This window comes from Loigolactobacillus bifermentans DSM 20003 (genome assembly GCF_001434575.1).
Classification (GTDB): Bacteria; Bacillota; Bacilli; order Lactobacillales; family Lactobacillaceae; genus Loigolactobacillus; species Loigolactobacillus bifermentans.
Map to the genome: position 1 here is coordinate 1 of NZ_AZDA01000039.1, position 15,574 is coordinate 15,574.

Annotated in this window: 17 protein-coding genes; 13 read left to right on the top strand and 4 right to left on the bottom strand. The window is 43.9% G+C overall.

Annotation, left to right across the window (positions count from 1 at the left end):
* Nucleotides 1-110: 110 nt before the first annotated feature.
* A complete protein-coding gene (locus FC07_RS05500; RefSeq protein ID WP_057904174.1) occupies nucleotides 111-812 on the top strand; it encodes a VIT1/CCC1 transporter family protein in 702 nt (233 codons plus the stop codon).
* Between the two features lie 61 nt (nucleotides 813-873).
* Here FC07_RS05500 and FC07_RS05505 read toward each other — a convergent pair whose 3' ends face one another.
* Nucleotides 874-1,815, bottom strand: a complete 942-nt coding sequence (locus tag FC07_RS05505) for an NADP-dependent oxidoreductase (RefSeq protein ID WP_057904127.1) — start codon at nucleotides 1,813-1,815, stop codon at nucleotides 874-876.
* A gap of 257 nt (nucleotides 1,816-2,072) precedes the next feature.
* Here FC07_RS05505 and FC07_RS05510 point away from each other — a divergent pair, with 257 nt between their 5' ends.
* The 6 genes from FC07_RS05510 (at nucleotide 2,073) to FC07_RS05535 (ending at nucleotide 8,033) form a co-directional block, all read left to right on the top strand.
* Nucleotides 2,073-2,474 (top strand): hypothetical protein, encoded by a 402-nt coding sequence (locus tag FC07_RS05510; protein ID WP_057904128.1) that lies wholly within the window; start codon nucleotides 2,073-2,075, stop codon nucleotides 2,472-2,474.
* A gap of 102 nt (nucleotides 2,475-2,576) precedes the next feature.
* Entirely contained in the window at nucleotides 2,577-3,419 is an 843-nt protein-coding gene (locus tag FC07_RS05515; protein ID WP_057904129.1) for a stalk domain-containing protein, read from the top strand.
* Nucleotides 3,420-3,487: 68 nt separating this feature from the next.
* A complete protein-coding gene (locus tag FC07_RS05520; protein ID WP_057904130.1) occupies nucleotides 3,488-4,219 on the top strand; it encodes a TerC family protein in 732 nt (243 codons plus the stop codon).
* 9 nt (nucleotides 4,220-4,228) lie between these two features.
* Nucleotides 4,229-4,834 carry a cation efflux transmembrane domain-containing protein gene (locus tag FC07_RS05525; RefSeq protein WP_057904131.1) on the top strand — a complete coding sequence of 202 codons (606 nt, stop codon included), beginning with the start codon at nucleotides 4,229-4,231 and terminating at the stop codon, nucleotides 4,832-4,834.
* Nucleotides 4,835-4,913: 79 nt separating this feature from the next.
* The gene (locus FC07_RS05530) at nucleotides 4,914-7,625 is read left to right on the top strand and encodes an HAD-IC family P-type ATPase (protein WP_057904132.1); all 2,712 of its coding nucleotides are present in this window, start codon (nucleotides 4,914-4,916) and stop codon (nucleotides 7,623-7,625) included.
* A 156-nt stretch (nucleotides 7,626-7,781) separates the two neighbouring features.
* Nucleotides 7,782-8,033 carry a hypothetical protein gene (locus FC07_RS05535; RefSeq protein WP_057904133.1) on the top strand — a complete coding sequence of 84 codons (252 nt, stop codon included), beginning with the start codon at nucleotides 7,782-7,784 and terminating at the stop codon, nucleotides 8,031-8,033.
* A 97-nt stretch (nucleotides 8,034-8,130) separates the two neighbouring features.
* Here the strand turns inward: FC07_RS05535 and FC07_RS05540 are convergent, their stop codons facing one another.
* Nucleotides 8,131-8,769, bottom strand: coding sequence for a metal-dependent transcriptional regulator (locus FC07_RS05540; RefSeq protein ID WP_057904134.1), 639 nt, complete (start codon nucleotides 8,767-8,769; stop codon nucleotides 8,131-8,133).
* 124 nt (nucleotides 8,770-8,893) lie between these two features.
* Between FC07_RS05540 and FC07_RS05545 the strand changes: the two genes are divergently transcribed.
* From FC07_RS05545 to FC07_RS05555, 3 genes are all read left to right on the top strand, one after another.
* Nucleotides 8,894-10,471 carry an Nramp family divalent metal transporter gene (locus tag FC07_RS05545; protein ID WP_057904135.1) on the top strand — a complete coding sequence of 526 codons (1,578 nt, stop codon included), beginning with the start codon at nucleotides 8,894-8,896 and terminating at the stop codon, nucleotides 10,469-10,471.
* A 7-nt stretch (nucleotides 10,472-10,478) separates the two neighbouring features.
* A complete protein-coding gene (locus tag FC07_RS05550) occupies nucleotides 10,479-10,904 on the top strand; it encodes a universal stress protein (RefSeq protein WP_057904175.1) in 426 nt (141 codons plus the stop codon).
* 92 nt (nucleotides 10,905-10,996) lie between these two features.
* Entirely contained in the window at nucleotides 10,997-11,563 is a 567-nt protein-coding gene (locus FC07_RS05555) for a cadmium resistance transporter (protein ID WP_057904136.1), read from the top strand.
* A 254-nt stretch (nucleotides 11,564-11,817) separates the two neighbouring features.
* Here the strand turns inward: FC07_RS05555 and FC07_RS05560 are convergent, their stop codons facing one another.
* Together FC07_RS05560 and FC07_RS05565 are read right to left on the bottom strand one after the other, a co-directional pair.
* Nucleotides 11,818-12,939 (bottom strand): GGDEF domain-containing protein, encoded by a 1,122-nt coding sequence (locus tag FC07_RS05560; RefSeq protein ID WP_057904137.1) that lies wholly within the window; start codon nucleotides 12,937-12,939, stop codon nucleotides 11,818-11,820.
* 96 nt (nucleotides 12,940-13,035) lie between these two features.
* Nucleotides 13,036-13,377: a hypothetical protein gene (locus FC07_RS05565; protein WP_057904138.1), complete on the bottom strand. Its 342-nt coding sequence runs from the start codon at nucleotides 13,375-13,377 to the stop codon at nucleotides 13,036-13,038.
* Nucleotides 13,378-13,486: 109 nt separating this feature from the next.
* On the opposite strand from FC07_RS05565, the gene FC07_RS05570 reads away from it, so the two are divergent.
* The 3 genes from FC07_RS05570 (at nucleotide 13,487) to FC07_RS05580 (ending at nucleotide 15,568) form a co-directional block, all read left to right on the top strand.
* A complete protein-coding gene (locus FC07_RS05570; RefSeq protein WP_235807465.1) occupies nucleotides 13,487-14,353 on the top strand; it encodes an N-acetylmuramoyl-L-alanine amidase in 867 nt (288 codons plus the stop codon).
* A gap of 71 nt (nucleotides 14,354-14,424) precedes the next feature.
* The gene (locus FC07_RS05575) at nucleotides 14,425-14,904 is read left to right on the top strand and encodes a universal stress protein (protein WP_057904140.1); all 480 of its coding nucleotides are present in this window, start codon (nucleotides 14,425-14,427) and stop codon (nucleotides 14,902-14,904) included.
* A gap of 52 nt (nucleotides 14,905-14,956) precedes the next feature.
* Nucleotides 14,957-15,568: a stage II sporulation protein M gene (locus tag FC07_RS05580; RefSeq protein WP_057904141.1), complete on the top strand. Its 612-nt coding sequence runs from the start codon at nucleotides 14,957-14,959 to the stop codon at nucleotides 15,566-15,568.
* Nucleotides 15,569-15,574: the final 6 nt, after the last annotated feature.

Sequence of the window (15,574 nt, forward strand, 5' to 3'; positions counted from 1 at the left end):
GGTCCAAAATTGTGCGGTATGCCGATATTAAACCTCGTATGAATAATTCGGGATTACGTATTTTATCGGGAGTTTGTTCGCGCACTAGAAGGAAGGACATTAATGTGTTAATGAAAGCAATTATGCCGCGTAAAGCGAAAAAAGAAAAAATGACAATGGCAGAACGGTCCAATACCTTACGTGCAGGTGTTTTAGGCTCAAATGATGGTATTTTAACGGTTGTTGGGGTGCTGTTCTCAGTTGCCGTTGCCACCACCAACCAATTTACGATTTTTATTGCAGGCCTGTCAGACCTACTTGCCTGCGCCTTTTCCATGGCATCTGGTGAGTACGCTTCTGTCAGTTCACAGAAAGATACTGAAAAGGCTGTTGTGGCTGAAGAAGAACGTTTATTGGCAACCAATTACGAACTTGAGCTAGACCGAGTGGTTGCTTATTATGAGGCCCGTGGGGTCACGTCAGAAACAGCCCATGAAATTGCCACTGAATTAATGGCACAAGATGCATTGGGTACTGTCGTTCGGGTCAAGTATGATTTGGAATTAGGTCATTATATGAGCCCTTGGCAGGCCGCTTTTTCTTCGATGTTTTCGGCTGCCGCTGGTGGGTTGTTTCCATTGATGGCTATGACCTTATTGCCAGTTGGTACGCAGTGGCCTGGCACAATTATTGCAGTGACCTTGTCGGTTGCGTTAACTGGGTATTTAAGTGCAAAACTAGGGGACGGCTTGGTCAAAACGGCCGTCATTCGGAATGTGTTGGTAGGGTTAGTCACCATGTTCATTCACTTTTATGTCGGGCAATTATTATAATGCAGCCAACAAAAAATCGTTTCAATCGCACTGAAAAGTGTGACTGAAACGATTTTTTTGTTTAATCAGCGATCATTTGGACCACAAGTTTGCCTTGGGTATGACCCGCTTCACTTAAACGATGGGCAATGTTTAAGCCTAGTTCTGAAAATGGCAACGTACGGCTTACCGTTACGGTTAAGTTGCCGTTAGCGACTAAGTCTGTGACCGTTGCGAGGTCCGTGGCGTTGGGCTTACTCCAGATTTGGCGCCCAGTTAATTGGTTTTGTTGTAGCCAAGCTTCAGGTAGTGGTTTGGTCAATGACATGATCCGACCACCCGACTTTAGGCAAGCTGCTAGTTCGTCTAAATCAGCGCTAGCAGCTAGGTCTAGGGCAGCATCATAATCATGGATCACATCGGCTAAACGAGTATCATGATAATCAATCACCGTGGTGGCGCCTAACTGTTTGAGAAAATCAGTACGATCAGGACTGCCGGTAACTGCAATGATTGCGCCGGTTTGGGCGGCTAACTGGACCGCCAAATGGCCAACACCGCCAGCGGCTGCGTTGATCAAAATGTGTTCGCCAGCTTGTAGTTTAAGGTGATCACGCAACGCTTGTAAGGCCGTGATGCCAGCCAATGGTAAGGCGGCTGCAGTGGTAAAGGACAATTGTGCCGGTTTATGAATAATGGTTTTACCGTGGGTCGTCAGCACTTCCGCATAAGTGCCTTCGCGAGTCGGTGGCAAAGTCCCCATCACAGCATCGCCAACTTTAAAAGCGGTCACATCGGTGCCAACCGCTTGTACCACACCTGCAAAATCACTGCCTAATGTGATTGGAAAGTGAAATGGATAGGACTCTTGGTGCCGGCCTTGACGTAACTGGCAGTCAAAGGGATTGATTGCTGTGGCATGTATGGCGATCTGCAGCTCATGAGCACCAACTTCAGGTACGGGTAGCGTGGCCGTTTCAAATTGTTTGGCATCCCCATAATGGTTGATAACGATTGCTTCCAAAAATAAAACCCCCTCTATCGCGCGTACAAGCAAGCGGTTGTACACAGTTCTCGTTTATTATAGCATTTTTGGCAAAATAGATAACTGAATTTTAGATTTGTGAAGAATTTGTGAAGGGAAAGTGAAAATGACACGAAATTGTATGCTTTTTCACAATTAAATTTACTGTTCTATTACATTAAGCGTTTTCTTATTGCCAACATTAGAAAATTATACTAAATTTAACTTATGGAATTCATAAGAAAGAGGGTATAAACATGACAACCGTAAGTTTAAACAAACAGTATTTACAATGTGTGGCATTTGTAATGGCAAGATTACAAACTTTCGATCAAAGTTTTCGAGATTATGAATTAAAGCATTATCAAATGGTTCAACAGCAAACTGATTCGCAAGCAAACTGGGAACGCAGTCGGCAAAACTACTTACAGCTGGTGACCCGCTTTGAAACCTTAGATTGTCCAGCCTGTTATGCCACCGTTCATGCGGCGTTAACGACTGCGTTAACCGAGTATGCGACGGTTACAGCGGAACTCATGCAAGTGGTCACAACGCCACAACAGACAACCTATCAGGCCATTGGGCAACGGCGTCAGGAAATTTTACAATCGATCTTAGCCTTAGTTTCGCAAAATCCAGCTGTCGCATCGGCTTCGTAAAAACTTAAGCTTTGAACCAGATGAAATAGGGGAATTCTTCACCGTTGGTTGTGATTTTCGCTTATAATAGATGCAATAAAGAATTCATAAAGGGTGAAAAACATGACGAACGAGCAAGATACAATTGAGCGGCGCATCGCCAGCTACTTACAATGGAACCTACCAGTAACAGTAGCCGTTGATGGCCAACGTTTGACCACAGACGGGTTGATGGTGAACGCACAAATTTATATTCCATTAAAGGCCTATTTCCGAGCACTGGATCAAAAACTAAACGCTGGTGGTTTCAATGTTTCAGGCACTTATTTAGGGGATCAATTTGAATTTACGTTAGGCACAAAAACCTTACGGATCAATGGCCAAGGCTTTCCCTTGGACCAAGCACCATTTGGAAGTAATCAAGAAATTTATGTGACAGCGGCTTTTGTTGCGGTATTGACTCGGCATACGTATGAATGGGCAGCCAGCGAGCGTGTCATTATGTTTTTGCCACTAGATGACGCTGAATTTGAAGTGTCGATTGCGGAGTTTTCACCATTTTCGGTGTTACCGCGTAAGTTTCTCAGTCAGGATCTGGGGGGCGATGGCGAAATTCCAAGTTTATTTTGGGCCAACGCACCTGAAGGAACGAAAAGCTTTGCCGTCTTCTTAGGCGACGAACATCCCATCAATGCGGGTTATAGTTATTGGAATGTGATTGGGATCCCTGAAGACTGGACGAGTGTCACCGCACAGGATGATCTAACGGCTTATACGCAACGGAAATACCGTGGTGTTGCGCCGATGCAAAGTTCTGGTTATCATGAATATTTATTTTATGTCTTTGCGTTAGATGCTGAAAAGGTGCCATTTACAGGCGCCATTAATTCAATTGATGATGCGAAAACAGCTTTAGGGCAGCATACATTGGATATTGGTTTGTATCCTGTTTTTGCGCAACTATAGCGGCCACTTTTGAATCCAAGTGGTAAAACCGTTATAATAGCCTTACTTTATTTGAAAGGTGCGGCAGTATGCAAATTATCCAGCAACTTTATGGTCCCTTCTTTAATTTAGACGCCTGGCGTGACGTGTTAACGTCAGGCGCTGACTGGGCAATTATCTTTTCGCTGATTCTCATGGAGTGTTTACTTTCCGTAGACAATGCCGTGGTATTAGCGGCCCAAACGCAAAGCTTACCAACCCTGCGACAACGTGAAAAAGCGCTGATTTATGGCCTATGGGGGTCGTATTTATTGCGCTTTTTGATGATTGGTTTAGGCACATTTTTGATTCATATTTGGGAAGTCAAAGTCATTGGTGCACTGTATTTAGCGTACCTTGTGTTTCACTTTTTCTATCAACGGTATCATAAATCACGTCAGCAAACGGATGAAAAGCCGAAAGGAACGGCGAAGTTCGGGCAAGTGGTTTGGCAGATCGTGTTTATGGATGCTATTTTTTCAGTGGATTCTGTACTTGCAGCGCTGGCGGTGTCCACAAAACCAATCATTGTTTTGATTGGTGGCTTGATTGGGATCCTCATGATGCGTGGGGTTGCAGAAGTCATTATGGCGCTGATGCAAAAAATTCCTGAACTGGAACCCATGGCCTACTATTTGATTGCCATCATTGCGGTGAAACTATTCTTAACGATTCCACAGATCGATATTGAAATTCCAGCCAGTTTGTTTGTGCTGATTTTGATTGCCGCCATCGGGATCACACTGGCGATCCATTTTTATCGTGCGAAGAAAAACGATTAGGTGAAATTTATGCAAGTAGCAGGTTTAAAACAAGCACTAAAATTAGAATATGTGTCACTACTGTGGATGGTCATTGAATTTAGTGTCGGCCTACAGGCTGGTTTAAAAGCCCATTCTATTTTGTTAGTGGCGTTTGGACTGGATAGCCTTTTGGAGATTTTTTCCGGTGGTGTGCTGATCTGGCGGTTGCACAAGCAACAACGGACGGTTGATGCGCAAGAAATTCAACGCGTTGAACAATTCGCGACCCGCTTAGTCGGTGGGGTACTATTGTTGCTAGCTGTTTACGTGGTGTTCACAGCAGGCTGGAATTTATGGCAGCACCAAGCAGCTGATTTAAGTTGGTCAGGCTTGACGTTATCCGTTTTGTCACTGATTTTAATGCCTCTTTTAGCCGTTGCCAAACGCCGCTTAGGCCGGCAGTTACATTCAGCGGCCTTAGTAGAAGATGGTATGTGTAATATTACCTGTGCGTATATGGCCGGCACGGTTCTGATCGGGGCACTGCTAACCGCCTTGTTTGGTTGGTGGTGGGCCGACTCAGTAGCAGCCTTGGTTTTGGTTTATTTTATTGTTCGTGAAGGCTTAGAAGGTTTACGGGGAGATGCTGATTAAATCAGTATCTTTTTTATTAGAAATTTCGTATACTATGCTTAACATAATAGTTTCATTTTGAAAGGATTTGATAATTTAAATGACAGCAACAGAAAATAACCCTGGTCAGCAGCCCAAGCCACAGCGAGTGTGGCAAGCAAGTTCAGCCGAATTGACCCAACAGTATCAAACAGATCTTGAACAAGGGCTTACCGAAAAGCAGGCTGCCGCCCGACTGAAACGCGATGGCTTTAATGAGTTAAAGGCTAAGCGCCAGTCAAATTTGATACGGTTTTTAAAACAGTTTAATAACAGTATCATTTATATTTTGGCGGCTGCTGCGTTGTTAACCTTAAGTTTACAACATTATTCGGACTCGGTCGTGATTGGGGCCGTTATTATCGCCAATGCGTTGATTGGTTTTTTTCAGGAGCGCCAGGCGGATAATGCGTTGGCTCAGATCTCACGGTTATTGGTCACTGAGAACTTTGTGATTCGTGACGGTGTGAAGCAGCATTTACCTGCACGACAGTTAGTGGTTGGCGATCTGGTCTTACTAGAAGCCGGCGATGCAGTGCCGGCAGATCTACGCTTGATTTCGGCTGACAGCTTAAAAATTCAAGAATCGATTTTAACTGGAGAAGCTGATTCAGTTGAAAAAATCGAAACAGCGTTGACAGCTGACGAGATTCCGTTGGCAGAACGGGCGAACTTAGCGTTTGCTTCGACGGCTGTGACCCAAGGTTCTGGTATCGGCGTGGTGATCGCCACGGCCACTGAAACAGAAATTGGCCAGATCCAGCAAAATGTCAGTCAGGTGAAGGAAAAACCGACGCCGTTGATGCAAAACTTGAATCAATTAGGGTTTGGGTTATCCGTAGCAATTGTGATTGCTGCTGTGTTGTTATTTGTTTTAGGGTTGATCACCCGAGTTTATAGTTTACCCACGTTGTTGATCGCAGTGATCACCATGGTGGTTGGCTCCATGCCAGAAGGGTTACCCGCTAGTACATCCATGGTCTTGGCCTTAGGCGTTCGTAAGATGACGGCTGAAAAGGCCATTGTTAAAACGCTGCCAGCAGTTGAAACCTTAGGGGCCGTGGACATTGTTAACACGGATAAAACTGGTACGTTGACAAAAAATGAAATGACTGTAACAGAGATCATGACGCCACAACAGGCTTATCAAGTCACCGGGGTTGGGTTTACCAAGGCCGGTGCACTTGATTTAAGTGGTGAATTGCAGGTCCAAGGGCAACCCGTAACCGGCACCGATGATGTAGATCTACAATGGTTACTGGAAATTGCCGGGCAAACCACCGATGCGATGTTGGTTGAAAATGACGGCCAATGGGAATTGAATGGTGAACCGACAGATGGTGCTTTAACGGGGTTGTATTACAAACTAAAAGGCCATCAGCCTGAAGTGCAGGAAATTGATTCTCTGCCATTTGATTCCGCGTGGCGTTACAGTGCCCGTTTAGTAGACCATGACAGTCAACGGTATTTATTTGCCAAAGGGGCACCCGCTACGTTGTTGAAACAAGCGACATTACCGGCTGATACTTGGGCCAAGCAAGAACAACAGTTGACGGAACAAGGCTTACGTGTGGTGGCATTTGGGTATCAGGCGGTTGCCAATGATGTGACCGATATTCAAACCGTGCCGATTGACGCCACCTTTAAGTTAGTCGGGTTAGTCGGGATGATCGACCCGCCGCGTGAAGAAGTGAAGCAGGCGATTGGTGACTTACGTCAGGCCGGGGTGCAAGTCAAAATGATTACCGGGGATCACCCTGTAACGGCCAGTGCCATTGCACGCCAACTGGATTTATCGACGGATATTCAGGCCATTACAGGGCCAGAGTTGGCAGCGTTAGATGATGCTGAATTGGCCAAAAAGATTGATCACTATAATGTGTTTGCCCGCACCACACCAACGGATAAGCTCCGAATCGTGCGCGCCCAACAAGCGCGCCGACACGTGGTGGCGATGACCGGTGATGGTGTTAACGATGCGGCAGCTTTAAAGCAGGCGGATATTGGTGTGGCCATGGGGATCAAAGGTACCGAAGTCGCTAAAGCCGCGGCCAATATGGTTTTAGCAGATGATGATTTCACCACCATTGTTAAAGCCGTTAAAGCCGGGCGCCATATTTTTGATAATATTCGGAAAACCATTCGGTTCTTGCTACCAACGAGTTTTGCGGAAGGCTTGATCGTGGTCCTAAGTATTTTATTGGGTCAAGAATTACCACTGTTCCCAACGCAGTTGCTCTGGATCAACATGGTATCGGCGTTAACGATTCAGTTTGCGTTTATTTTTGAGCCACCTGAACACGGTCTGATGCGCCGTGGACCACGGGATGTTCGGACCGGGTTGTTGCATAAACCTGATGTGATCGAAATTGGCTTGGTTTCTTTCCTAATTGCAGGGTTAGGTTTAATTGCTTTCCATTTCGGTGTAACCAATGGCCTCAGTGCAACGTTAGGCAGTACCATGACTTTAAACATTGTGATTTTTGGTAAGATTTTCTATTTGTTCAATTTACGAAATCAACAACCGTTGTTCTCAAAAGAGTTCTTCCAAAATAAAATGGCGTTTCTCATGATTGCCTTGTTGATCGTTTTACAATTGATCATTATCTATGTGCCGATTTTCCAAACGGTATTCCATACCACAACGATTGGCTTACTAGAAGGTTGGTTGATCCCAGTCGGTGCCGGTATCATTGTGGTGACGGTGGTGGCACTGTTTAAACGTTATTTGTATCACTTGTTGCATAAGAACCAAACCTTAATGTCTAAATAATGACGTTCAAAAGAAATCGGCAAGCCGGTTTCTTTTTTTTAAAAAACCAAAATAAGGGATACCTAAAAATATATTAAAATGATATAATAAAACCGACGCAGACGCCCCTACTTCTCTGGCAGAGGTAACAATAAATCTGAAAAGCGAGGCGGTACAATGCTTGCACCAAGTCAATTAGAACAGATTTTGCGGAAAACGTTAGATGAGCAAAAACGTAAAATCCTCCGGATCCACCAATTAACCCGTTTAACGTTTGAAGTACGCGAAACAACTGGCAGGTTTGTTTATCGGTTCGATTGCGACCGACAACTGATTAAACGCTATCGTGTTTTGCCGATTACCGAAATCTCAGGGATATCACGTTATCAAGCAAGCTTTCCTTATCATCAAGTCATAAAAAGTCGCTAAAAGCATCAATGCGTCTACGTCAAAAAAACGCTGTTCTCAGGAAGTGGGTGTCCTGAAAACAGCGTTTTTTGTGTGGAATCGCAATTGAAAAACGGGCTTAAAAAACAAAAATGTATTTTGCGACGGCTTCATTGACCAAAAAATCGCGTTTGTTTGCGTCAGTAAGACACATGGTTTCGGTGGTAGGATCGATACTTTGCAAGGTCAGTTGTTGCCCGAGATAAAGGCCCATGTGTTGAATATAAGTAACGGACTGCCGGGTTTCTAGATAGCTCTTTAGGGTATAAGTTTGGCCAATTTTGATTGTGGCTAAGGCGCGACTGCCATCGTCCAATAAAGCAGGTCCTGTTAACGCACCACCAAAGGGACTGACAGTTGGTTGTGATAAGTAAGCCATTAATTTATCAGTTAAAACGGGGCTTTCAAAATCAGATAATTGCCAGGCTTGCTCGGGAATCTCAGCTAAGTCAAACTTGAAGTCTTTTAAAAGCCACAGTTCACAAAGACGATAACGCTGCATAATCGCCTGAACTCGGCGCTGCCCTAGCGCGCTTAAAACGATACCGCCATAAGGTTTCTGGCAAACGAAACCAGCATCACGGTAGCTGGCAATGGCGGCACTAACAGAACCAGGCGCCACATTTAAAAATGTGGCAATTTGCTTATTGGTCGCGATTTTTCGGGTAAAACTACATTCATAAATGGTTTTAAGATATGTTTCAATTGTTTTGCGCAAAATGTTCCCACCTCAATTTTAAAAGTTATATCTGCCTAAAAACTATTTTAATATTTTAAATTATATTGTACAATGGTGTCGGTTCAAAAATATTGGACCACAAAATTACGAGGAGGCGTTTTGTTTGTCAGAAGATAAGAACAACTCACGCAAGCATCATTTGATCGAGTATGCCAATGGTCCTTCACTAGAAGAAATCAATGGCACAGTAGAGGTTCCAAAAGGAAAAGGGTTTTGGCGCACCTTATTTGCCTACTCAGGGCCCGGTGCATTGGTTGCCGTAGGGTACATGGATCCCGGCAATTGGTCGACATCAATTACCGGTGGGCAAAATTTCCAATACTTACTGATGTCCGTGATTTTAATGTCAAGTTTAATTGCAATGTTATTGCAGTACATGGCAGCTAAACTTGGCATTGTAAGTCAAATGGATCTGGCGCAAGCCATTCGTGCTCGGACCAGTAAATCATTGGGAATTGTCCTTTGGATTTTAACGGAATTAGCCATTATGGCGACAGATATTGCCGAAGTTATCGGTGCTGCCATTGCCTTATACTTGTTATTCCATATTCCATTAGTGATTGCCGTCTTCATTACTGTATTTGACGTTTTGTTATTGCTATTATTAACGAAGATTGGTTTTCGGAAGATCGAAGCAATTGTAGTCTGCTTGATTTTAGTGATTTTATTGGTATTCGTGTATCAAGTAGCGTTATCAAGCCCTAACTGGGGCAACATTGTTGGCAACTTGATCCCTGGTGCTAAAACTTTTGCTAGCTCACCAAAAATTGGTGGCGACACACCATTATCTGGTGCCTTAGGGATTATTGGGGCTACAGTGATGCCACATAATTTGTATTTACATTCTGCGGTTTCGCAAACACGTAAGTTAGATCATAGCAATGAGGAAGATGTGGCCACAGCCGTTCGGTTCTCAGCTTGGGATTCTAACATTCAGTTGAGTTTGGCCTTTGTTGTCAACTCCCTGTTATTGATCATGGGGGTTGCCGTTTTCAAAAGTGGTGCGGTAAAAGATCCTTCATTCTTCGGTTTATTCCAAGCATTATCTGATACATCGATGTTAAGCAACGGGATTTTGATCAGTGTGGCAAAATCTGGTATTTTATCCATCTTGTTTGCCGTTGCATTGTTGGCTTCTGGTCAAAACTCAACGATTACTGGAACTTTAACCGGACAAGTCATCATGGAAGGCTTCGTTCATATGCGGATGCCATTGTGGTTACGGCGGTTAGTCACCCGTTTGATCTCCGTTATTCCAGTGTTGATCTGTGTGTTAATGACCAGTGGTAAAAGTGCGATTCAAGAGCATGAGGCGTTGAATACGCTGATGAATAATTCGCAGGTCTTCTTAGCTTTTGCTTTGCCATTTTCGATGTTGCCATTGTTAATGATGACCGATAGTACCTTAGAAATGGGGAAACGCTTTAAGAATGCACTTTGGGTGAAAGTTTTAGGTTGGATTTCTGTGATCGGGTTAACTTACTTGAACATGATTGGGTTGCCAGCACAAGTTGAAAGTTTCTTCCCAGCGAGTATGAAGGGCACAGCCGATGTGATCGCGTATATCTTAGTCTTTGCCGTTTTGGCCTTATTGGCGTGGACGATCTATGATTTGTTTAAAGGGGATCAACGTTTAGCTGCCAAAGTACAAGCACATCAGGAGGCGGAAATAAATGAATAAAGATGATATGGATTTTAAACGGATCTTAGTTGGGGTCGATGATTCGGCCGATGCGCTGTTGGCCTTTAAATATGCGATTCATCGTGCTAAAACGGATCAGGCTGAGCTGGTGATCGTTTCAATTTTGGAAAACGATGAGATCAATGTTTATCAGGCTTTGAATAAAGATTTCGTGCATGGGAAGCGGGATGATCTTGAAAAGCATATTCTTGAATATCAACATGAGGCACAAGCGGCTGGGGTGCCGAAAGTGCGGACGCTGATCTCAGAAGGTGAACCAGGTGAAGTGATTGTTAAAGATGTGATTCCACATATTGAACCAGATTTATTGATCGTCGGTTCTGAAGCTAAAAAAGGCATTGCCAAGCGCTTTGGGAGCCAGGCCGCCTATATGGCAAAATATGCACCGATTCCAGTGCTAGTGATTCGGTAACATAAATGATGTGTGGGTGTCACATCAGCATAAAAGTGTGCACATGTTGCACACTTTTTGTTTTTCGATACATCTCGAAAGAAGTGATTTTAATGAATTATGGGATGCTAACGCTGACTTTTTTTAGTGTCAATTTAGACTTCTTTTTCATGCTGATTTTTCTACTTAAAAAATATCGACTGCATCAAGTGATGTTAGGGTATTTATTGGGTAATTTGATCTTATTAGTCGCCAGCTATTTGATTGGCCGCACCCTGACGCTATTTTTACCGGAGTGGTTACTAGGAGTTTTAGGCTTTTTGCCAATTTATTTAGCTTTTCACGATGACGACGATGACGATGCGCAGCAAGCCCATCATCGAACGCCAATTTTGGCGGTGATGGTCACTTATCTGTCGGTTTGTGCAGGGTGTAATCTCGCTATCTTTTTACCTGTTTTGGTAGGTGAAACAGGGTTACATTTCTTAATGACGTTAGGGTTTATCGGGGGATTAACCTTACTGGTCGTTATTTTAATCAATTTTATTGCTGAAATATCAGCTGTTACAAAGCTGATGACGCGTTATGGTGAAAGCTTAATGAAGATTTGCTATGTTTTGATTGGGCTGTACGTCTTTTGGGACAGTGGCCTGATCCGCCATTTGATTGCTTTAGTCTAAGCTCAGGCAGGTTGACAATAGTGGGTGATACAGCAAGTTTAGCAGAACGCTATAGCGGGTAGGCAATATGAAATGCCGATCAATGCTTTATTTCATAACATATCGCGCAGCTGATGGCTTGGGTGTCATGAAATAAAGGGTAACCAGATGTCAAGAAAATAAAAAAGCGACAAACCAGCATTTCTAAATTTGGAAATGCTGGTTTGTCGCCATGCTGAGCCTGGCGATTAGCCAGGCTTTTTCAGTGTTGTCCATTAACTGGTTTCCGTATCTGTGACCACTCGATTACGGCCGGCGCGCTTGGCCTGATAAAGATTGGCATCAGCCCGGGCAATCACGGCTTTGTTTTCCGCATCTTTGGCCGTGATTTTGGTAATGCCAGCTGAAACTGTGATTTGAATATTTTGGGTCGGTGTTTTTACGAAAAATTGTTTCAATTGCATGCGATAACCAGCAATGATTTGTTGGGCCTCGCGTTCGGTAGCGCCGCCAGCAATAATAATGCTAAATTCTTCCCCACCGGTGCGGTAAAGGGTGCAGGGAAAGGGAATCGTATCCAAATAACCCTCGCAATTTTGCACAAAGGCTTGCAACACATCATTCCCAATTAAATGGCCATAAGTATCATTGATCTGTTTAAAATGATCAATGTCGATCATGACTAAATGAACGGCCGGCACCTGACCTTTTAAAGAAAGATGATGGTAACGAGAAAAGTCGCTGGTAAATTTTTTGAGACTGCGGCTACCAGTTAACGCATCATGCTGGGTATCATAAACCAGTTCGTGGGTTTGCTGTTTGCGATAGCGCAAGAGATGATCATATGAATGTGCTAATAGCATGACGACGATAAAACAGCTCGTAACGCCGATTGTTTCATCCAGGGCATAGCCGTATGATAGCATATCAAACGACCAGAATATCACACTGGTGACGACTAAAGTGAGACAAAGGTGCCAGTTTTTCTGGTGGATCCAGTGCCGCCAGTATTGTAATAGGAGTAACAGACCTAACGTTCCCGCAAAGCCTAAGGCAGACCAGATGTTGAAATGCCAGTAAGGCCAAAACGAAAGAAAGGTCGCGCCTAGTAATACTTGTAAGCCTTTTGGATGATCCAATTTGGTGCTGATATAGATCAAAGCCCCATTTCGCAACGCATTTGCCGTCCAAGTATAGGTGGTCCCGAATAAACGCAACAGTCGAATAAATAAAATAATCAGGATCACATAACCCACAATTAACCAAATCGCGTCAATCTTATGTTTAAAAATCCGTTCCGCAAATTGTGGCCCCACATCCTCGAGAATCTCAAGGGAGGCAATAAAGCCGATCATGAAGAAAAAGGTCCAAAAAAAGGTATTTCCCAATAATGTCATATTGAAGTGCCTCTGTTAAAAGTTTATGAAACTCTCTTTAGCGTACCTTATTTTGAACGAATAAACGAGGAAAAATTGAGATTTTTTTGAAATCATTTAGGTGTTTTCTGGAAAATTATTTTCGGTTAAAACGCGGTTGGTTAAAACCTTAAAATGCTGTTGTTGTTCAGGCTTCGTCGGGTCATCATGCAGGGCCATTTCGGCTAATGCCCAATAGACCAAAGTTTCTGTAACCGCTAAGGGTTGTTTGGCAATGGTTAACGTGTACTGTTGACCTAAAAGTTGTTGTAAGTGTTCAAAACGCTGTTGATTGGCGACTTGGTAAAATTGTTGCTGCGTTTTGGGTTGGACCGCACGGTAGATCAGCAAGGGATTTGTGGCAGCAGCCTGCTGCATTTGCTGTTTTAATGATTGCATTTGTTGGGGTTCAAGGGGCATAAGACCACTTCCTTATATTTTTGTTAAGGCGAATCAGCACCGGTCAGGTTTAAGCTTATTTTATGGCACGCTATGCTAAAATAGCTCAATGAGAAAAGTAGGTGATCGTGTGCGTTTTCAACGTAAAGGCTATTTAAGTGAGCCAAATTTATTAATTTTATTACGCGTGGTGATCCTGATCGCAGGACTGGGGATTTTGATCGTAGGCCTGCACCAGTTTACCAATCGTCAAAAAATCACGATTACAGCGCCTGCCATTATACTACGGCAACAAGCAACGCCGAGTAGTAGCGCGGTGACCACGATCAATGGCACCAAAACTGTGACGAAAGTCGGCGAAAAGAATGGTTGGTACCATGTGATCGTCAGTGGTCATCGTGGATGGGTGCCGTCATGGCTGATCCACAGCAATTATAACGCAACCAGCACCAGCAATCATCTGGCTGAAGAAACCATCGTCATCGATGCGGGCCATGGCGGCAGTGATTCAGGCGCACTATCAACCAGCAATGCTATGGAAAAAACGTATACGTTAAAAATGGCATTGGCTCTCCAACAACAATTAAAAAATCAATATACTCGGGTGATCATGACGCGTAGTAGTGATCAAACCGTGGCCTTAGCCAGCCGGCCGGCACTTGCGAACAAAGATGGTGCCAATTTATTTATTAGTTTCCATTTTGATTCCACGGACACTGCCAATACGGCCTCAGGCTTTACCGCTTATTACTACCATTCGTTTAGTAAAAGTCTGGCAGCTACGTTGTCGAAAAGTTTAAACGCCTTAGCCCTAACGAACCGTGGGACTGCTTATGGCAACTTCCAAGTGATTCGGGACAGTACCATGCCAGCTGTGTTACTCGAAATGGGTTACATTAACAGTGATACCGATTTTACTTACATTCAATCGGCTAATTATCAAAAAGTGGTGGCCGAATTAGTCACGGATGGGCTAAAGACTTACACGAAATCATGAGATAACATGCAATTTTAAGCCAAACCCTTTATAATTAAAGTAGCAACAAGTTGTGAAAGGGGCTGACAACCATGTTACAAGAATATCATAATATTTTAGTACCAGTTGACGGGTCTAAGGAAGCTGAACTTGCCTTACACAAGGCCGTCGATGTCGCAAAGCGGAACGGGGCACATTTGGATGTGCTGGATGTTTTAGCCACGCAACAGTTTGAGGTCAGTTATTCAAGCTTTGTCGATGGGGACGTCATCTATAAAATGTCGGAAGATGTTAAGACTTATTTGGATCGGTTGGTCAAAGAGATTCGCGAAAAGCAAAACTTTACTGATGTTGCGATCCACATTCGTTTTGGAAATCCGAAAACCGTTATTGCCAGAGATTTCCCAGCAGAGCACAAGAACGATTTGATCATGATCGGGGCGACTGGCTTAAATGCCGTTGAACGGGTATTAGTGGGTTCAGTAGCATCCTATGTCAATCGGAATGCAATCACAGATGTGTTGGTGGTTAAAACCAACCTTCAAAATGAACAACTTCAGAAAAAAGCTTAACATAAACCGCAGGTAGGTTGACTACTTGCGGTTTATTGTTGTGGAGGCATGTATGGAAAAATTTAAGCGTTGGCGTCGGGGTTATTTGTGGCGCGCACTGGTCGGTGGTTGGTTGGCGGTATTGCTGATTGCTGCCGGCGTTTACGGGTTATTCAGTTGGACCCATCCTGAGATCAAAGGGCTGGATCACTTGTTACAACAAGCCTTTCGCAATATCACCCCAACAACGGGTTGGCCCTTGGTTTGGCAAATCTTACGCCATAATGAGCTTGCGGCATTGGTTGTGATTTTGGTGGGTTTGATCCCGTTGCCATTTTTATATTGGTATAATTTAACGTTAACAGCTGGGAGTATTGGGCTGGTGCTGTACTTAGCACAAATGCAACATCAAGCGCTGGGCCATTTGATTTTAACGGGTTTATTACCCCATGGCCTGATTGAGATTTCCTGTTTGGCCCTAGCAGGGGGCATTGCCAGTGAATTAAATTATTATATCCGCAGTCGCAGTGAAAATTGGCGACGTCACCAGAATGATTGGGTAGGACAGTTGCCATTACGGCCATTTTTAACGGCCCTAGGGCGCCAATATTTATTGATCGTCGTGCCAGGTTTAGTGATCGCGGCAGTGATTGAAGGCTTAATTACACCGGCATTGTTGAAATAGAAAGAG

Coding starts and splice junctions, on each gene's coding strand:
- FC07_RS05500 (WP_057904174.1), top strand. CDS start 111: ATGAAAGCAATTATGCCGCGTAAAGCGAAAAAAGAAAAAATGACAATG.
- FC07_RS05510 (WP_057904128.1), top strand. CDS start 2,073: ATGACAACCGTAAGTTTAAACAAACAGTATTTACAATGTGTGGCATTT.
- FC07_RS05515 (WP_057904129.1), top strand. CDS start 2,577: ATGACGAACGAGCAAGATACAATTGAGCGGCGCATCGCCAGCTACTTA.
- FC07_RS05520 (WP_057904130.1), top strand. CDS start 3,488: ATGCAAATTATCCAGCAACTTTATGGTCCCTTCTTTAATTTAGACGCC.
- FC07_RS05525 (WP_057904131.1), top strand. CDS start 4,229: ATGCAAGTAGCAGGTTTAAAACAAGCACTAAAATTAGAATATGTGTCA.
- FC07_RS05530 (WP_057904132.1), top strand. CDS start 4,914: ATGACAGCAACAGAAAATAACCCTGGTCAGCAGCCCAAGCCACAGCGA.
- FC07_RS05535 (WP_057904133.1), top strand. CDS start 7,782: ATGCTTGCACCAAGTCAATTAGAACAGATTTTGCGGAAAACGTTAGAT.
- FC07_RS05550 (WP_057904175.1), top strand. CDS start 10,479: ATGGATTTTAAACGGATCTTAGTTGGGGTCGATGATTCGGCCGATGCG.
- FC07_RS05555 (WP_057904136.1), top strand. CDS start 10,997: ATGAATTATGGGATGCTAACGCTGACTTTTTTTAGTGTCAATTTAGAC.
- FC07_RS05560 (WP_057904137.1), bottom strand. CDS start 12,939: ATGACATTATTGGGAAATACCTTTTTTTGGACCTTTTTCTTCATGATC.
- FC07_RS05565 (WP_057904138.1), bottom strand. CDS start 13,377: ATGCCCCTTGAACCCCAACAAATGCAATCATTAAAACAGCAAATGCAG.
- FC07_RS05575 (WP_057904140.1), top strand. CDS start 14,425: ATGTTACAAGAATATCATAATATTTTAGTACCAGTTGACGGGTCTAAG.
- FC07_RS05580 (WP_057904141.1), top strand. CDS start 14,957: ATGGAAAAATTTAAGCGTTGGCGTCGGGGTTATTTGTGGCGCGCACTG.